We start from the raw sequence: 18405 nt of genomic DNA, 5'->3' as shown, positions 1-18405 counted from the left end.
TTCCTTGATACTTCCTCTTAATTAAAATTATTGATTTGTTGTTTTGTTAGGATATAAAAAAACAAGCTGTTTTTCAGTATGGAATAAAAATTAGTTGTCTTATTCATTCGAACTTTGATCCACTATGGCTTACAGCTCATTTGAAGGGGTTCCCCGTGGACATCCCGTGGACTGGAAAAACCTTAGAGATTATGGAAAAACTAAATCACATTTTGTGCATTCGTTGACGGAGCAATCCGCTCGGAATAAGATGTGAAAAAAAGAGTCAAATGGGAATGACTGACGGAAAAACATCATCGAAGGTAATTTTGACAGCGCTATCATTCTATAGTCCCATTCAGGGAAAGGGAAGCATGCTTACTTTAGCTTCAATATAAAAAATAGATAGAGAGCGAGGAGAAACAGTGAAAAACGTGAAAAAGGGCTTTTTGTGGCTGGTTTTCTTTTTGGGCATCTTTGTGATGGGGTTATCACCCAGCACAAGCTATGCCAAACAGCCAGAATCATCTTATTGGTATCCAGAGCAATTATTGAATTGGACGCCGGAGAACGATCCGGATGCTGTGTTTAACCGCAGCCAAGTTCCATTGGGCAAACGGGAAGTGTTATACAAAGTCAATGACAATGCCCAGTCGGAAGCTAAGGTAGTGGCTTTATCTGCACTCAACCCGACAACGAGTGGCGTCCCTTCTCAAGGCGGGAAAGAATTTTTAGCGAATACCTTCAGTTATTGGCAATACGTCGACATCATGGTGTATTGGGCAGGGTCTTCCGGTGAAGGGATTATCGTGCCGCCGAGTGCGGACGTCATTGATGCTGCCCATAAAAACGGCGTCCCGATTTTAGGAAACGTTTTCTTTCCGCCCACTGTATATGGCGGAAAGGTAGAGTGGCTGAACCAAATGCTGACCCAACGGGAGGACGGCTCCTTCCCTGCGGCGGACAAGCTGCTTGAAGCGGCACGCTATTACGGATTTGACGGCTGGTTTATTAACCAGGAAACCGAAGGCGGAGATGCAAAGACAGCTCAAAAAATGAAAGATTTCCTTGTTTATCTTCAGCAGCATAAGCCGGAAGGTATGCAGATTATGTGGTACGATTCGATGACGAAGAACGGAAGGGTTAGCTGGCAAAATGCGTTGACCGATCAAAACAGCAGCTTCCTGCAGGACGGAGAGTCACGTGTTTCTGACAGTATGTTTTTAAACTTCTGGTGGCGCAACCAGCAGTCTTCTGTTAACAAGGCTCAGGAAATTGGCAGAAGCCCGTATGATTTATTTACTGGGATTGATGTGGAAGCAAATGGAACAAGCACCAACGTTGCTTGGGATGGGATTTTCCCTGAGGGTAAAGCACCATTAACTTCTTTAGGTATTTATCGTCCGGATTGGGCCTTTAAAACGGCAAGCACTATGGAGGAGTTTTATCAGAAGGAAAATGAATTCTGGGTTGGAAAGTCCAAAAATCCTGCTGCAACCAGCAATAACGGGGTATGGAAAGGGATGGCCCACTACTTTACGGCTAAAACCGCGATCGAGGAGCTTCCTTTTGTAACTCACTTTAATACAGGAAGCGGCAAGTTTTTCGTTACAGATGGAACGACGGTAAGCGATCAGTCCTGGAATAACCGCAGTCTCCAGGATATCCTTCCGACCTGGCGCTGGCTGAAAGAGGGCGGGCAGGCTGTTGACGTCAATTTCGATTGGGATACAGCCTATTACGGCGGCAGCTCGTTAAAGCTTTCAGGAACAATCGAGGCAGACAACCCAACACATATCAAGCTTTATAAAACCAATTTGCCGATCCAAAAGGATACGGAAATCTCGCTGACATACAAAACAGATTTGAAAAAGCCAAACATGAAACTTGGAGTCAGCTTTACTGACAAACCCGACCAATTTGTGTTCTTTGATGTGAAAAAACTAACGGATCAACCGTGGACGACTGATTCATTCAAACTAAAAAAATACAGCGGTAAAAACATCGCAGCCATTTCGCTTTTGGTTGAAAGTGACAAGGATGAAAAAGATTTTACGACCAATATCGGAGAAATCAAGGTTTATAACAAACAGGAAAAGCACAATTCCATCCATGCTCCGAACGATGCAAAGGTAAATAAAATCGAGTTTAATAAAGGAATCTATGCGGACGCTGCACTTGCTTGGATGCCGTCTGATTCCGATGTGAGCCACTATGAAATTTACCGGAAGCTGCCGAACAATGAAAAAGAGTTTATTGGTGCTACCCCTAATAAGGTGTATTACCTATCCAATCTGAAGCGCAGTGGGAAAGAAAGCAGCACCACGTTGGAAATTGTTGCGGTGAACAAAGAATTTAAACGAAGCGAGCCAACAACGGTCACCTTCGATTGGCCGCCATATCCAAAGCCGGAAGCCGATTTCGGTGCCGATCAAACGGTAGCGGCTCCAGGGCAGGAAATTCATTTTCTTAATCGTTCATCAGAAGTAACAGAAGAGGTGGAGTGGCACTTTGAAGGTGGAACTCCAGCAGTGAGTAATGAGGAAAATCCGGTCGTCACCTATGAAAAAGAAGGCGTCTACACGGTTACCCTGATTGCGAAAAACAGCGAGGGTGAAAGTGTCCTGACAAAAGAAGCGATGATTACCATTTCTGAAGCAGCCAAGGACATTCAAAATGTGGCAATGAATAAGACCGCGATCGCCAGTGGACAATGTGCTCCGACTGAAGCAGCGAAGTATGCGTTCGATGGCAAAGTAAACAGTAAATGGTGTGCATTGGGGAATGCTCCTCATTGGCTGCAGGTGGATCTGGGCGACCAGTTTGCCCTTTCCAAGTTTGTCATTCGCCATGCACAAGCGGGCGGGGAACCGCAAGCCTTTAACACCGAGGCATTTAGGATTGAAGTAAGCACGGATGGAGTCAATTGGACAGAAGCTGTCAAGGTGACCGATAATACAGCAGCTGTTTCAGAACACAGCATCGCGTTAACAAACGCACGCTATGTCCGTTTGTGGATTGACAAACCAACCCAAGGCGGCGATACGGCTGCGAGGATATTTGAATTTGAAGTCCATGGATTTCTCAATCCATAACCATGTGGCCATGAGGGACGGTTCAGCTGGCTTTTTCCAGGTGAACCATTGGCGAAAGCCATGAGAACCGTCCCGCAGGCTTTAATTAGAGGAGGAGCAAGATGAGGAGAAATAGAAGCAGGTTATTCGGCCGCATTTTATCTGTATCGGCTGTTTTCATGTTACTCGGTTCACTGGATGTCCCCGGGGCAAAAGCCGCCGTTAATGGGGATGGGACGGACATCGTCAATGAAAATTATGCGGACAGGCTCAGTCTAAAGCCGCTGGCTCCGGCCTTCAGGGTGGAAACCCTTCTGAACTGGTCGCCTGAAAACGACCCAGATGCCGAAATAAACCGGGTCAGCGTGCCGTTAAACAAAAATCGCTTTAAAGGGTCCCAGGTGAATCCACTGGCCAATCCAAAGGCTGGCATCACCTCTGCAGCGATTACGAACTGGAATCATGATGAGGCTAGCTCTGTCGGAAGCAATGATTTTAATGTATATGCTTTCGACAACTGGCAATTACTAGATTCCTATATTTACTGGTCAGGAACCAATGAAGGGATTTTTGCCATCCCTACACCGGATATCGTCGATGCCGCCCACCGGAATGGGGTGCCTGTTTATGCTACGCTTGGTTTCCCATGGGGCAAATCCGCTGAGGGAGTCGCCGAAATCGAAAAGTTCACACAGCAGAAACAGGATGGCAGTTTCCCCGTTGCCGACAAGATGATGGAAGTGGCGGAGTACTATGGTTTTGATGGCTATTTTTTCAATCAGGAAACGTCTGGTGTCAGTAAGGCTACAGCTGAACGCATGAATGAAATGATGCGCTATATTAAACGGAATTCCAACCTGAATGTCAGCTGGTATGACGCGCAGGACAATACGGGAGCCATCAACTATCAGGATTCTATCAACAGTAAAAATGACATGTATGTGAAACCGGCAGAAGATGGGGAATATGCAGTTGATGAGTTCTTTTTAAACTATAACTGGACAACCAGTAAGATTAACACCACCGTAGATACGATGAAAGGCCATAACCGGAGCCCATTTGATGCCTATGCCGGTTTTGAAATTCAACAGAATTCCTATAATACCAAAATTAATACCGATGCACTGCTCGATGAAAAGAAACAGCCGAAAGTTTCCATTGCCCTTTATGCGCCAAACTCGACCATGGGGTTAGCGGCTGATCCGGCTGACTTCCATGAAAAAGAAAAGAATTTATGGACAGGACCACAGGGCGATCCTACCCTTGCCGATGATTCGGCTGCTTGGAAAGGGATGGCGCGTTTTGTCACAGATGCATCTGTAATCCAATCCAAGCCATTTACAACAAACTTTAACACGGGCCATGGAAAACAATACTTTGTGAACGGAAAAACCGCCAGCGGCATTGAGTGGAATAACCGCTCCATTCAGGATATCATGCCGACGTGGCGCTGGTGGATCCGAGGTGAAGGCAGCAAAATCAAGGTTTCCTATGATTTTGATAAAGCCTATAACGGAGGCAATTCGCTGAAATTCAACGGTGCACTCGAAGCAGGTTCTGTCAATGACACGATGCTGTACAGCTCCAAGCTTCCGGTTACGGACACAACTAAGGTCCGTGTTGTTTATCAAAACCAATCGGGAGCGGATGTGTCATTAGGTGTGGCCTATAGTGAAGACTATGCACAAAACAACATGAAATATTATCCGCTGCCTAAGTCGGGAGATGGCTGGCAGACAGCGGTTGTCGACCTTGGAAAGGATGCCGGGAAAACAGCATATGCGCTAAGTCTGAAAGTCAACAACGCTCAAAAAATAGAAAACTACTCGATTCATTTAGGCGAGCTGTCCGTCTATGATGATGCTGCTGCCGTGCTGGCGAAACCTGCTGATGTGAAAATTCTAGAAAAAATGCCGGAAACAGCCTTTGAGGCGGAAGCCCGCCTAAGCTGGTCCGAGCAGAAGAATGTCTTGCATTATGAGGTTTACCAGGAGAATGCTGATGGTGTGGAAACACTATTGGGCGTAACACCGAATAACTATTTCTATACACCAAATATTACGAGAACGATTGAAAATGCTTCGGCCGATAACATCACGAAACTGAAAGTGGTGCCGGTCAATCAGGATTATGTACGCGGTCAAGCCGCCACAATTTCTTTTGATTGGCATGGGGACGGGTGCAACAGAGATCGAGAAAAACCCTACATCGCCGAATGTGGCGTTAAAGGCAAAGGTAACCTCTGTCTCAGCGGAAAATGCGGCAGAACCGGCCTCTAAAGCACTGGACGGAACAGCCCTCGCAAATAGTAAGTGGTGCGCAACCAATATGAAAACCGGATATATGACCATTGATATTGGTGAAGAGAAAACGATCCGCCGCTGGCGTGTGGAGCATGCGGAATATGGCGGGGAAGCCAATAACATGAACACCGTGGATTTTGAGCTGCTTTATAAAAATCAAAACGACGAATGGATCAGCGCCAAACGGATTACTGATAATACGAAAGCTGTGACAGATATAGTGCTAGATCAGCCGGTAACGGCTAGGGAATTCAAGCTTCAGATTTATAACAGCGGTACTTCCCCTTGGGGAGCGATCCGTATCTATGATTGGCAAATGTTTGAAAGTGCTGCTTTGCCGAGAACAGAAAACGTGATGATGCATTTTGTAAAGGCGGATAACAACGCTGGAGCCCAGGATAAGGTAACGATTGAAAGAGTGAAAAAAGGTCAAACCGTTCGATTATATAAGTCCTTGGATGCAAAGGATATTCTAGCAGAAAAGACGGCCGACCAAGACGGAACCATTGCCTTTGAACAGTTGGATTTCGGTACTGAGGCCGGAAGAATCTATTATACCGTCCAGCAGGAGGATGAAAGAGAAAGCCTAAGGTATAGTGCGGCTTACTTGTACGAAAAGGTAACCGAGGTCATTCATCAAATCAACGCTCTTCCTGATGTGGATCAATTGACGTTAGCTGACAAGCATCGTGTCAACGACTGCAAAGTGGCCTACAACAAGCTTCATCCAACCGTAAGAAGCCAGGTCACAAACTTTGACCGACTGGTTCAGTTACTGGATCGGATGGAAGAATTAAAAAAGGACTTTAATAATGGAAATTAAATAAGAGAAGGGGGCAGCCCTCATTGCAGGAAAGCAATGAACGGCTGCCCCCATTTTTCATGAACTATTTTTAGATACACTGTAAAATCCATAGGACTTACTAGTAATCTATTGCTCGAAAATCCTAGCTTGTTAAAATGAAGTCAAAGCAAAATGATAGCGTTTTCGCAAAACTGAAATAAAGGAAAGCGGGTAAGATTCAATGAATAAAACTGCACATATTATCTCCCACTCCCACTGGGACAGGGAATGGTACTTGTCTTTTGAAAAGCACCGTTACTACTTCATAAAGCTTATGAATGAGTTGATCGACCAGTTCAAAAAAGAAGGAAATAGGTTTCAAGCGTTCCATCTGGATGGCCAGACTGTTCTTTTGGAGGACTATTTTGCCGTTCATCCGGAAAACCGGGAGATCGTTAAACAATTAATCCAAGAGAAAAAGCTGCATATCGGACCGTGGTATGTGCTGCAGGATGCTTTTTTAACAAGCTCTGAAGCCAATGTCCGAAACCTGCAAATCGGTTTACATGATGCCAAAGCTTATGGGCATGTATCAAAAATTGGCTATTTTCCTGACACTTTCGGCATTTATGGGCAGGCGCCCCAGCTTTTAAAGCAAGCGGGGATTGATACGGCTGCCTTCGGAAGAGGCGTAAAACCGACCGGCTTTAATAACACGGTGTCAGATTCTCCTGATTATGAATCTCCTTATTCCGAGATGATTTGGAAATCACCGGACGGCTCGAATGTATTGGGCATTCTTTTTGCCAATTGGTACTCGAACGGAAATGAAATCCCGGTGGACGAAGCGGAAGCGAAGAAATTCTGGGATGTAAAGCTCCGCGATGCTGAAAAGTATGCGTCCACCAATCAGTTATTGTTTATGAATGGATGCGACCACCAGCCGCTGCAAAAAACGATTCCGCAGGCGATTGAAACGGCAGCTAGTTTATATCCTGATTACACCTTTAAGCATTCCAGTTTTGATGAATATACAGAGGCGTTAAAAGAAGCACTTCCAGAGAAGCTGCAGGTCATTGAAGGCGAATTGCGCAATCAGCGGACCGATGGCTGGTCGACGCTTGTTAATACCGCATCCAGCCGGATTTATTTGAAGCAATGGAACAATCACTGTCAGACCCTTTTGGAAAAAATCGCCGAGCCGCTCGCGAGCATGGCCTTTTTAGCAGGCGGGACCTACCCAAGGGAATATCTCCGCTTCATGTGGAAATCCTTGATGAAAAATCACCCTCATGATAGCATTTGCGGCTGTAGCGTGGATGAGGTGCACCGCGAAATGGAGACCCGCTTTGAAACGGTTTCGCAAATGGGAGAGGTGTTTGTATCGGAGCAGGCGGCAGAGCTTGCAGGTAAAATTGATACCTCGGGCGCACCAGAGGGCGGAATTCCCCTTATTGTCTTGAATACAACTGGGTGGAACAAAGACGAGGTCGTCACAAAAACAGTTGATCTGGAAAAGGTGTATTTTTCGCAAATGCATTTTGAAGAAATTCCAATCTATTTACAGGATAAAGAATTGCTTGCCTACAAGCTGGTCGATCAATCCGGCAAGACCATTGAAAGTCAGCTGGAAAGCCCTGTGGTGGAGTTTGGCTATGATTTACCGGATGACAAGTTCCGCCAGCCGTTTTTTGCCAAGCGGGCCAAGGTTTCCTTCTTTGCAGAAAATGTACCGGCATTCGGCTACAAGACCTTCTATCTTATTCCGCAGGAACAGCCGGACGGGCAGCGTCCAGAACAAGCGGCGGATGGCGGCATGGAAATGGAAAATGAGTATGTTCACCTTATGTTTCATGAGGATGGCACCTATGATTTAACGAATAAAGTAACCGGCAGGACCTTCCATCGTCTCGGTATTTACGAGGACACAGGGGATGTCGGCAATGAATATATGTTCAAGGAAGCAAAAGGACAGGAGCCGATTACGACAAAGGATGTGCCGGCCGTATTTCGTTTCATTGAAAAATCACCGCTTCGAACTGAGCTTGAGTTTACGCATATGTTAACCATCCCGGTTTCAGCGGACGACCGATTAGCCATCGAAAGGAACCGCTTGATTTGGCATAAGGAGAGAGAAGCAGGCAGATCGAAGGAAATGACGACCATTACACTGCGTACCGTTGCCACTCTCGAAAAAGGAATGAAGGGGCCGGCTTTCAAGCTGACCATTGACAATCAAGCAGCCGACCACCGCCTGCGTATCCTTTTCCCGACAGGATTGCAGACGGAAACACACTATGCCGACAGTATTTTTGAGGTTGTGACACGCTCGAATACACCGGAAAAGGAATGGGAAAATCCAAGCTTCTGTCATCACCAGCAGCGCTTCGCCAGCATTAACGGTGACGAGATGGGCTTAACCGTGGCCACGGACGGCCTCCAGGAATATGAAATCCTACCAGCGGACGGAACGATTGCCCTCACCGTACTTCGTTCGGTTGCCGAGCTTGGCGACTGGGGCTACTTCCCGACACCGGAGGCCCAGTGCATCGGGATTCAAACAGCCGAGTGGCAGGTGCTTATGCATGAAAAAGATGTGATTGCATCAAAAGCATTTGTGGAGGCTTATCAATATAAAGTATCCCTTCAGGTTATTCAGACAAGTGCCCATGAAGGAACCTTGCCAGCTGACCATCAGTTTGTGAACTGGGAGTCCGACGGCCTTGCGTGGTCATCGATGAAAGTGGCGGAAGAATGTGATGATGTGATGATTCGCTGGTTCAATCCGGCGCCAACTAGTAAAAGTCTTACGGCATCCATCCCCACCCAGCCGGATTTTACATCTTATAAGAGTACGATAATTGAAGAACAAACCAATGAATCTAGCGATCAGTATGAAGTCACTGGCTATGAAATTATCACACTAGGTTTTCAAAATAAGCGATAGGAGAGGGAAAAATGACAGCAGTAATTCCAGAATCGATGCAAAAACTGATCCAACATGTGAAGGAATGCTTTCCTGGGGACGAAAAATTACACCATATGTTCGAGCAATGCTTTGTTAATACGTATACCACGACGCTGAAAAAGCTGGAAGACGGAAAAACCTTTGTCGTCACCGGCGACATTCCGGCGATGTGGTTAAGAGACTCTGCAGCACAAGTGCGCCCCTATTTGCTTGCTGCAGAGGAGGATGAGGAGCTGGCCGAATTACTCGAAGGGGTGATTCGCCAGCAATTCGCCTTTATCCTGCATGACCCTTATGCCAATGCGTTTAACGAAACGGAAAATGGCAGGGGGCATCAAACCGATCTTACCGACATGACCCCCCATATTTGGGAACGGAAATACGAAATTGACTCCTTATGCTATCCAATCCAGCTTGCTTATCTGTTTTGGAAGTCAACCGGCCGTACGGCTTATATAAAAGAAACGCTCCAAGAAGTGCTGGAGACAATCATTCATGTTTGGAGAACGGAGCAGGATCATGAAAACAAGTCTCCTTACCGGTTTGAACGGGCCGATGTGCGCCAGTCCGATACCTTGACCCGCGAAGGAAAAGGGGGGCGTGTGGTTCCGACGGGAATGACCTGGAGTGCCTTCCGCCCAAGTGATGATGCCTGCACATACGGATACATGGTCCCGGCAAATATGTTTGCCGTTGTCGTGTTAGGGTATGCGGCTGAAATGTGTGATGAGGTGTTAAAAGATTCTTCCTTAAAAGAAGAATGCTTAAAGCTTCGTGAGGAAATCAGGCAGGGAATTGAACAATATGCGAAATTGGATCATCCGATCTACGGTGATATGTATGTCTATGAAACCGATGGGGAAGGCCGCGTTAATTTAATGGATGACGCCAATGTGCCAAGTTTGCTTGCGGCCCCGTATTTAGGGTACCAGCCATTTGATGATGCGACGTATCTCAATACACGTAAGTTCCTTTTGAGCAGGGATAATCCTTATTATTACGAGGGTAAATATGCCAATGGCATCGGCAGCCCGCATACGCCAGATCACTATATTTGGCATATTGCCTTGGCCATCCAGGGGATGACCGCGGTAAGCGAAGCGGAAAAACAGCAAATTTTGGCTTATTTTAAAAACACCGGTGGCGGTACGGATTTTATGCACGAAGGCTTTAACGCCGACTGTCCGGAGGAATTTACTAGAGACTGGTTCGCGTGGGCCAACACGATGTTCAGTGAATTCGTGCTGAGTTTAACCGGTAAAGCCGTCAAAGGCAGTCCGCTTTATCATCATTTGCAGAAAAATAACGGCAAGCTAGTTTAAGTTCATTGGAAAGGGTGGTGCCGAATGAACAAAGGTTCATGGATGATCGTTGTTTGTGAATGGATATGGAGGGCGATCTCAGCAAATATATGCTGGATTGCCTTTACCGCCTTGGGACTGGGGGTATTTGGCTTTTTCCCGGCAACGGTTGCCCTGTTTACAATTGTCCGTAAATGGCTGAGAAAAGATACCGATGTACATGTTTGGAAGACGTTTAAACAAGTTTATTTCAAAGAATGGAAGAGAAGCAATGGAATAGGCCTTGTTTTTTACAGCATCGGCCTTTTTCTTTTTATCGATATCAGGATTACAGAGACCTTTATGTCGGGTGTTTTTGCCAGCTTCCTTTCAATCATCCTTTACATCCTGTTGATCATCCTAATATTGGCAGTCGGCCATTTCTTTGCCGTCTATGTCCATTATGTGCTTTCAAGTAGGGAATACATCAAACAGTCCTTTCTCATCACCTTAACGGGGCTTCCTTCAACTATCTGGATTGGCGCCGGTTTTTTTGTAATTGGCTACCTGATCAATCAGGTTCCCGGCCTCATCCCGTTCATTTCTGCGGTGGCTCCTGCTTATTGGATGATGAAGGTTTGTCTTAACCGGTTTTCTCGTTTAGAAAGGCTTTGTTAAAGGTAAAAGTGTAGCGATTTCCGATTCGCTGATAAAAGTGTGAAATTCGCTGATAAATGCTCCGGATTCGCCGATAAAAGTGTGAAATTCGCCGATAAAACATAAAAATTCGCCGATAAATCTATCAAACTAGTTTTTTGGGTGTAAAAATACACTTTTATTTCGCGTTTTGTAGTTAAAAACAACAAGGTTGACGAAAAAAGCTTGAACCAGATTGGAATTCGGAGAAAAAAGGGGGAATACAAGTGGAACTGTACTTAAAGGGGGACATATCTGCTGTCGCAGATGGTCTTGAGCTTGTTTCTAAACGATTAAAGATTCAACTTTCTACTGATGGATACCCAATACAAGTGAAACATCAGCAAGGGCCGCTAAGGGTCGTGAATAAAAACGGCCACGGAGAAATTTCATTTGAGAAGCCGGTTCATTTTTTCCGGGCAATCGGATTGTGGCTGGAGAGTTTTCAAAAAAGCGGCGAATTCGATATCACCGAGAATCCCCAGTTTAACATGAGTGGCGTGATGCTGGATGCGTCGAGAAATGCGGTTCCCACTGTTGCGGACGTAGAAAAGCTTCTGCAGCACATGGCGGTAATGGGATTAGACACCCTCATGCTCTATACAGAGGACACCTACGAGGTAAAGGAATATCCTTACTTTGGATATATGCGTGGAAGATATACATTTGAGGAGCTCAAAGCTTGTGATGAATATGCCGCGAAACTTGGAATTGACATGATCCCTTGTATTCAAACTTTGGGCCACTTGCGGGAAGCTCTGAAATGGAATTATGCCTCAGGCTTCAAAGACACCGATGATATCTTACTCGTGGATGAGCCCCAAACGTATGAGTTTTTAGAGAGCTGTCTAAAAGCGGCCTCGGAACCATTTCGGACCACACGAATCCATATCGGCATGGATGAGACGTTTCAGCTTGGCCTAGGAAAATATTTGGAGAAGCATGGCTATGAAAAGCATATTGATCTCATGAATAGGCATCTGCAAAAGGTAATCGCTATTACCGATAAGCTGGGTCTGAAACCGATGATTTGGAGCGATATGTACTTACCGCTGTTTGCCGAGAACAGCCCTTATAAGGATGAAAATGGCAGCATCCGGAAGGATATTCTGGAAGGGATTCCTGATGTCGAGCTTGTTTATTGGAACTATTACCGGAAAGAGCAAGAAGTATATGAACGAGATTTTCATAACCATAAGCTGCTCGGCTCCACACCAATCTTTGCCGGTGGGGCTTGGACATGGAATGGACTTGTGCCGAACTATGGCAAGGCGATTGCGACAACAGAAGCGGCACTGGCTGCCTGTAAACAGGAAGGTATCAGCGAAATCTTTGTCACATTGTGGGGGGATAACGGAGCAGAAACGCCGTTTGCAACAGCTTACCCGATCATGCAATTATTTGCCGAGCACACTTACCAAAAGGAAGTGTCTATTGAAAAGGTGGCAGAGCGTTTTGAATTTTGCGGTGGCGGGCATTTTGCCGATTTTATGAATTTGAAATTATTGGATGAAACACCGGGTGTCATGAAGGATAACATGAATACCTCGATGACGTCAAAAGTCCTCTTATACCAAGATAGTTTAATAGGTTTATATGACGAGAATGTCCGCGGCCTACCTTTAGGGGAGCACTATCAGCAGCTGGTGCTTGTGCTTGAAAAAGCTAAACAGGAGAATCCAGCCTGGGAAACCCTGTTTGATTTATATGAACAGCTGGCGAGGGTGCTGGCTGACAANNAGCGGCGTATCAGAACAACGATTTTGAACAAATGAAATCTATTTTTATGATTTTGGATCGAATCCAAGCGAATGTGGACCTTTTAAGGCAAAAGCACCGAGACATTTGGTTTGCAGCGTACAAACCATTTGGGTGGGAAGTAATCGATATTCGTTATGGCGGCGTCATGACTCGGATGGATTCCGCTAAATATCGGATTCAGGAGTGGCTTGAGGGAAGGATTCCCCGGATCGAGGAATTGGAAGAAAAACGGCTGCACCATGATGGGCCATGGGAAATCGTGGAGGGGCTAGTAGGCGGTAATGTCTATCATCGGATCGTCACTGCAGGCAACTTTTCATTATAAAAACTAGTTATAACGAGGTGAAAGCATGTTCTTAACAGAAAGAAAATTTGAAGAGCGCATCAGGGAATTAGAGGGTTACCGGTTCCGAGACCTTAAGGGAATTCAACAATTTTTCGCCCAGGAGGATGATGGTTCAATTGGTGCCTATCCACCGGCTGTGTATGATGAACAAAAGGTGATGAATATCGGCGACTACTGGAAAGGCCGCGATCGCTATATTTGGCTTCATGCTGAGATCGATACTCATTTGCCATATGCCGATCAGCAGATTGTCGGTCTATTCTCGTTTGGAAAAACGGGCGGGGGCAATAACTCAGGCTTTGAGTCGCTTCTATTTGTCAATGGCAAACCCTATCAGGGTGTGGATTCCAATCATGAAGAAGTCCTCTTCGATAACCAAACGGCCAAGGGGACGATGCGTTTGGATTTCAGGCTCTGGTCAGGACTTGAGGGTGGAGGAGTTCCGACAGAAAATGAATTTAAACTACAGATAGCCGCGATTGGCTGGCTGGATCGCCGGGTAGATAATCTCTATTACACCCTATTAGCTGCTTATGAAGTGATAAAAGAAACAAGTGAATCGGATTCCGCCTATACCATTTTGAAAAAGTTGATTTCGGATGCCCTTCATTTGATTAATTGGACCGAGCCCGGCAGCCCTGAATTTTATCAGTCCTGTTATGCGGCGGAGGAAATCCTTACAGAGGCAATTCAGTCCTTCACCAAAACTTCAGACATCACGATCCACACTGTCGGCCATACCCATATTGATGTGGCCTGGCTTTGGCGGTTAAAAAATACACGGGAGAAGTCTGCTCGTTCTTTTTCAACGGTCTTGCATTTAATGAAGCAATTCCCTGAATATTTATTTCTGCAAACACAGCCTCAGCTCTATGACTATATCAAAACGGATTATCCTGAGATTTACGCTCTAATAAAAGAAAGAGTGGCTGAAGGCAAATGGGAAGCCGGCGGAGCGATGTGGCTTGAGTCGGACTGTAATATTCCGAGCGGCGAATCGCTTGTCCGCCAAATCCTGCATGGGAAGAACTTTTTTAAAGAAGAGTTTGGCGTCGATTGCGAGTATTTATGGCTGCCGGATGTGTTCGGCTACAGCTGGGCGCTGCCGCAGATTTTAACAAAGTCAGGCATTAAAACAATGATGACGACCAAAATTAGCTGGAATCAGTATAACCGGATGCCGCATGATACCTTTTACTGGAAAGGAATCGATGGTGCCGAGATTTTAACGCATTTTATTACGACGCCGGAGCCATGGAATTCTCAGGACTCTTGGTTCTATACGTATAATGGCTTTATTACTGCGAAAACGGTGAATGGTGCTTGGAAAGGCTATCGTGATAAGGATTTATCGAAAGATTTGCTTCTTTCCTATGGATATGGTGATGGCGGCGGTGGTGTCAATCGGCATATGCTTGAAATGCGCCGCAGATTTGATACGCTGCCAGGGATGCCGAATGTGAAAACGTCGACAGCCGGGGAATTTTTTAACAAGCTTCACGAGAATGTTGCCGAATCGGATGGCTACATCCATAAATGGGATGGCGAACTGTACCTCGAGTACCACCGGGGCACTTATACCAGCCAGGCGTTTATGAAGCAGATGAATCGAAAATTGGAGCTCTTATACCGACGGGCTGAATTCCTTACTTCATGGCTTTCTGAAAATGGCCAATGGATGGGAACGGAGGAGCTGAAAAATGGCTGGAAGATCATTTTGCGCAATCAATTCCATGATATTATTCCTGGTTCCTCTATCCATGAGGTGTATGAGGATGCCAAAGAAGAATACAAGGAAGCGCACGAGCTAGTTCGAAACGTGGAATCCCGTATCATTGAGCACGGAATCGAAAAGGATGACCGCTCTGTCGTGCTCTTTAATGCCACTCACCACCAGGGGAAGAAAAATGTGGCGGTCCAGCAATTTGCCGATTTTGCCGGAGGCGTTTGGAAAAACAGCAAGGGAGAAATTTTAACCCATCAAAAACGGGATAACGGCTGGCTGATTGAGGTCGACACCCTTCCTTCCTTTGGGGCCAAGACATTATATTTTGAGCCGGCGGCAGCCGTTCAGGAAACGAATTCGAATTTCAGCTATCAGGACCGGAAATTGGAAACGCCGTATTACCTGGTTGAATGGAATGAATTTGGCCAAATGACGTCCCTCTTTGATAAGGAAGCAGGCCGTGGGGTTCTTGCTGAGAATCAAAAAGGGAATATCCTGCAAATTTTTGAAGATAAGCCGCTTGCCCATGATGCTTGGGATATCGATCTCTTTTATCAAGAAAAAATGGAAGAAATCCGTGATTTAATCAGATTTGAAGTCGTGGAAAATGGGGAATTGACGTTTACGATTCTTGCTAAGTGGACTTATCATCATTCTGAAATCTCCCAGCGGATTGTCTTTTATCAAAATGACCGCCGCATTGATTTTGAAACAATGGTGGATTGGCATGAAAAGAGAAAACTGCTGAAGGCTGCTTTCCCAGTGGATATCCGCGCCACCGAGGCCACTTATGATATTCAATATGGAAATGTGAAGCGCCCGACTCATTGGAATACAAGCTGGGATATGGCTAAATTTGAAACGGTCGGCCATCAGTGGGCCGACCTGTCAGAACCAGACTATGGAGTAAGCCTACTGAACGATTCCAAATATGGCTACGACATTAAAGAACATATCATGCGTATCACCCTATTAAAATCAGCGATTCATCCTGATCCACAAGCAGATCAGGGAAGCCATTCGTTCGTTTATTCGCTTTACCCGCATATAGGGGAATGGCGCAAAGCGAAAACGGTGGAGACAGCGTGGGATTTGAACGATCCTGTTGTAGCTTCTGAAGGGAAATGGGCAAAGGAAGAGTCTTTCCTCGAAATGGATTCGGACCATGTTTGGATTGATGCCATTAAGCCGGCCTATGATGGCAACGGCATCATTATCCGCCTTCATGAATATGAAGGACGCAGGGGCAAGATTTCTTTGGATATTCTCACAGGCATGAACTCATGGGTGGAGACCAATTTGATGGAAGAACCAATCGGAGAAGAATCGGCATCACCTATTGAGGTTGAAATCAAACCGTATGAGATTAAGACTTTTCGAGTTTTATAGGACAAAAAAGAACCGATTAGACCGCTTCAGTCGGTTCTTTCAATTTATTGAAAAAAATTCTAAGATTTTTGCACTTAATCCCAAATTAGTCAACTATAATTAGGCCTCTTTTCCCTTTAAAATAAAGGTATGGAAGTGCTTACATAACATTCGGAGGGAGGAGAAACATGAAAAGGATATTAAGCGATCTCTATAAAAATCGAGTTTGGCTGCTTATGGTGTTACCGGGAACAATTTGGCTGCTCCTATTTTCGTATTTGCCGATGTTTGGACAGGTATTGGCCTTTAAAAAGTTCCGAATTGATCCCGATGGATTTTTTGCCAGCGTCATGAATAGTGAATGGGTTGGCTTTGACAACTTCAAATATTTATTCAGTACAAATGATGCCTGGATCATTACCAGAAATACCATCCTTTACAATCTTGTCTTTATCGTATTAGGGCTGGTAACGGCGGTTGCAACAGCTGTCTTGCTCAGTGAGTTAATCAATAAGAGGCTGTCGAAGGTTTACCAAACTTCTATCTTGTTCCCGCATTTTATTTCATGGGTTATCGGCAGTTATTTTGTCTTCACTTTCCTAAGTACGGAACACGGCTTGTTAAATCATATTCTTGGCTGGTTCCATGTCGATCCTATATCGTGGTATAGCGAATCGAAATATTGGCCATTTATTCTCGTATTCATGAGCATGTGGAAGGGCGTTGGTTACGGCAGTATCGTTTACTTAGCCTCCATCGTCGGGATTGACCGGACGTATTATGAGGCAGCGATGATTGATGGTGCTTCAAAATGGAAGCAGATTAAACATGTTACCCTGCCAATGCTTAAGCCATTAATGATTATCCTGACCATCATGAATATTGGACGGATCTTCAACTCGGATTTCGGATTGTTTTATCAAGTGCCAAGAGATTCGGGAGCTCTATATGGGGTGACAAATGTAATTGATACCTTCGTATACCGGGGTCTTATGAATCTAGGGGACATCGGCATGAGTACGGCTGCAGGTCTATACCAGTCGGCTGTTGGATTTATCCTCGTGATCATTACCAACTACATTGTCCGTAAAGTGGATGAGGAAAGTGCCTTGTTTTAATGTTCATTTCTTTAAGAAGGGAGGAAAAGTCGCCCGGCGGCTAATGATATGCCAAAACTAGAACAAACCCAATCAACGCTTCTTATTTCAAAACCAGTAGAAGAAATGAAAGAGGGGAAGCCTAAGGTCATCAAGAAAAAGTATCGGAACCCTCAACATATGCATCCGGCCGCAAATGCTATTATTAGTGTGCTGCTTGGGATTCTCGCGTTTACGTGTATTTTTCCTTTTATCTATGTCATTATCATTTCGTTTACAAGTGAGGAAAGTATTGTCAGGAACGGTTTTCAATTGATCCCGAAGGAATGGAGCTTGGATGCTTATCATTATCTCTGGGGTATGAAGGAGTCCTTTTTCCGCTCCTATGGTGTCACGATTTTTATTACGATTGTCGGTACCATCATCAGTGTGTTCATGATTACCTTTTATGCCTACGCGATTTCAAGACCGCAATTTAAGTATCGAAGATTTTTCACGTTCCTAGCATTCTTTACAATGCTTTTCAGCGGCGGACTGGTGCCGACTTACATCGTTGTCACCCAGTTCCTGCATTTGAAAAATTCCGTTTGGGCACTGATCCTGCCCCTTGCGATGAATGCGTTTTACATTATCATCATGAGAACATTCTTCTTAAAGTCCGTTTCTGAATCGATTTTGGAATCGGCAAGAATCGATGGGGCAAGTGAATGGAGAATCTTCTTCCAAATCATCTTCCCGCTTTCCTTACCGGGAATTGCCACAATTGCCTTGTTCAGTACACTGGGTTATTGGAATGACTGGTTTACAGCCTTGCTTTATATTGATAACCCTAATCTGGTTCCGCTTCAAGCTTTACTCATGAAAATTGAGGCAAATCTTGAATTTATGAGAAAAAATATGGATGTCGCTATCATGCAGACAAGTTTATTTGATACGATTCCGCAAGAATCAGCCAAAATGGCTATGGTTGTAATCGCCACCTTACCGATAGCAGTCTCGTACCCGTTCTTCCAAAAATATTTT

General features: G+C 45.2%; 11 protein-coding genes. All 11 read left to right on the top strand.

Going from position 1 to position 18405, the window contains the following annotated elements:
* Positions 1-404 precede the first annotated feature (404 nt).
* On the top strand, positions 405-3074 hold the full coding sequence (locus V7659_RS22800) for an endo-beta-N-acetylglucosaminidase (RefSeq protein ID WP_335542468.1): 2670 nt from the start codon (positions 405-407) through the stop codon (positions 3072-3074).
* A gap of 101 nt (positions 3075-3175) precedes the next feature.
* Positions 3176-5332 (top strand): endo-beta-N-acetylglucosaminidase, encoded by a 2157-nt coding sequence (locus V7659_RS22795; RefSeq protein ID WP_335542467.1) that lies wholly within the window; start codon positions 3176-3178, stop codon positions 5330-5332.
* On the top strand, positions 5223-6179 hold the full coding sequence (locus V7659_RS22790) for a discoidin domain-containing protein (RefSeq protein ID WP_335542470.1): 957 nt from the start codon (positions 5223-5225) through the stop codon (positions 6177-6179). The genes V7659_RS22795 and V7659_RS22790 overlap by 110 nt, the downstream gene beginning before the upstream one ends.
* A gap of 202 nt (positions 6180-6381) precedes the next feature.
* Positions 6382-9087: an alpha-mannosidase gene (locus V7659_RS22785; RefSeq protein ID WP_335542466.1), complete on the top strand. Its 2706-nt coding sequence runs from the start codon at positions 6382-6384 to the stop codon at positions 9085-9087.
* 11 nt (positions 9088-9098) lie between these two features.
* Positions 9099-10430 carry a glycoside hydrolase family 125 protein gene (locus V7659_RS22780; RefSeq protein ID WP_335542465.1) on the top strand — a complete coding sequence of 444 codons (1332 nt, stop codon included), beginning with the start codon at positions 9099-9101 and terminating at the stop codon, positions 10428-10430.
* A gap of 24 nt (positions 10431-10454) precedes the next feature.
* Entirely contained in the window at positions 10455-11066 is a 612-nt protein-coding gene (locus V7659_RS22775; protein ID WP_335542464.1) for a YesL family protein, read from the top strand.
* A 509-nt stretch (positions 11067-11575) separates the two neighbouring features.
* A complete protein-coding gene (locus V7659_RS22770; RefSeq protein ID WP_438825869.1) occupies positions 11576-12859 on the top strand; it encodes a family 20 glycosylhydrolase in 1284 nt (427 codons plus the stop codon).
* Complete coding sequence (locus V7659_RS22765) at positions 12856-13170, top strand: hypothetical protein (protein ID WP_335542462.1); 315 nt, start codon at positions 12856-12858, stop codon at positions 13168-13170. Before V7659_RS22770 ends, V7659_RS22765 begins: the two co-directional genes overlap by 4 nt.
* Before the next feature lie 25 nt (positions 13171-13195).
* Complete coding sequence (locus V7659_RS22760) at positions 13196-16306, top strand: alpha-mannosidase (RefSeq protein WP_335542461.1); 3111 nt, start codon at positions 13196-13198, stop codon at positions 16304-16306.
* A gap of 167 nt (positions 16307-16473) precedes the next feature.
* Positions 16474-17403 carry an ABC transporter permease gene (locus V7659_RS22755; protein ID WP_144554884.1) on the top strand — a complete coding sequence of 310 codons (930 nt, stop codon included), beginning with the start codon at positions 16474-16476 and terminating at the stop codon, positions 17401-17403.
* Positions 17404-17562: 159 nt separating this feature from the next.
* The coding region (locus tag V7659_RS22750; RefSeq protein WP_335542469.1) for a carbohydrate ABC transporter permease at positions 17563-18405 on the top strand (843 nt) is incomplete at its 3' end.

The sequence above is a fragment of the Neobacillus drentensis genome, assembly GCF_036966985.1.
Taxonomy (GTDB): Bacteria; Bacillota; Bacilli; order Bacillales; family Cytobacillaceae; genus Neobacillus; species Neobacillus drentensis_E.
This window is presented reverse-complemented; position numbering and strand designations above follow the sequence as displayed.

Bases quoted from the DNA above. Each gene is read 5' to 3' on its own strand.
- V7659_RS22765 (WP_335542462.1), top strand. From the start codon at position 12,856: ATGAAATCTATTTTTATGATTTTGGATCGAATCCAAGCGAATGTGGAC.
- V7659_RS22760 (WP_335542461.1), top strand. From the start codon at position 13,196: ATGTTCTTAACAGAAAGAAAATTTGAAGAGCGCATCAGGGAATTAGAG.
- V7659_RS22790 (WP_335542470.1), top strand. From the start codon at position 5,223: ATGGGGACGGGTGCAACAGAGATCGAGAAAAACCCTACATCGCCGAAT.
- V7659_RS22780 (WP_335542465.1), top strand. From the start codon at position 9,099: ATGACAGCAGTAATTCCAGAATCGATGCAAAAACTGATCCAACATGTG.
- V7659_RS22785 (WP_335542466.1), top strand. From the start codon at position 6,382: ATGAATAAAACTGCACATATTATCTCCCACTCCCACTGGGACAGGGAA.
- V7659_RS22795 (WP_335542467.1), top strand. From the start codon at position 3,176: ATGAGGAGAAATAGAAGCAGGTTATTCGGCCGCATTTTATCTGTATCG.
- V7659_RS22775 (WP_335542464.1), top strand. From the start codon at position 10,455: ATGAACAAAGGTTCATGGATGATCGTTGTTTGTGAATGGATATGGAGG.
- V7659_RS22755 (WP_144554884.1), top strand. From the start codon at position 16,474: ATGAAAAGGATATTAAGCGATCTCTATAAAAATCGAGTTTGGCTGCTT.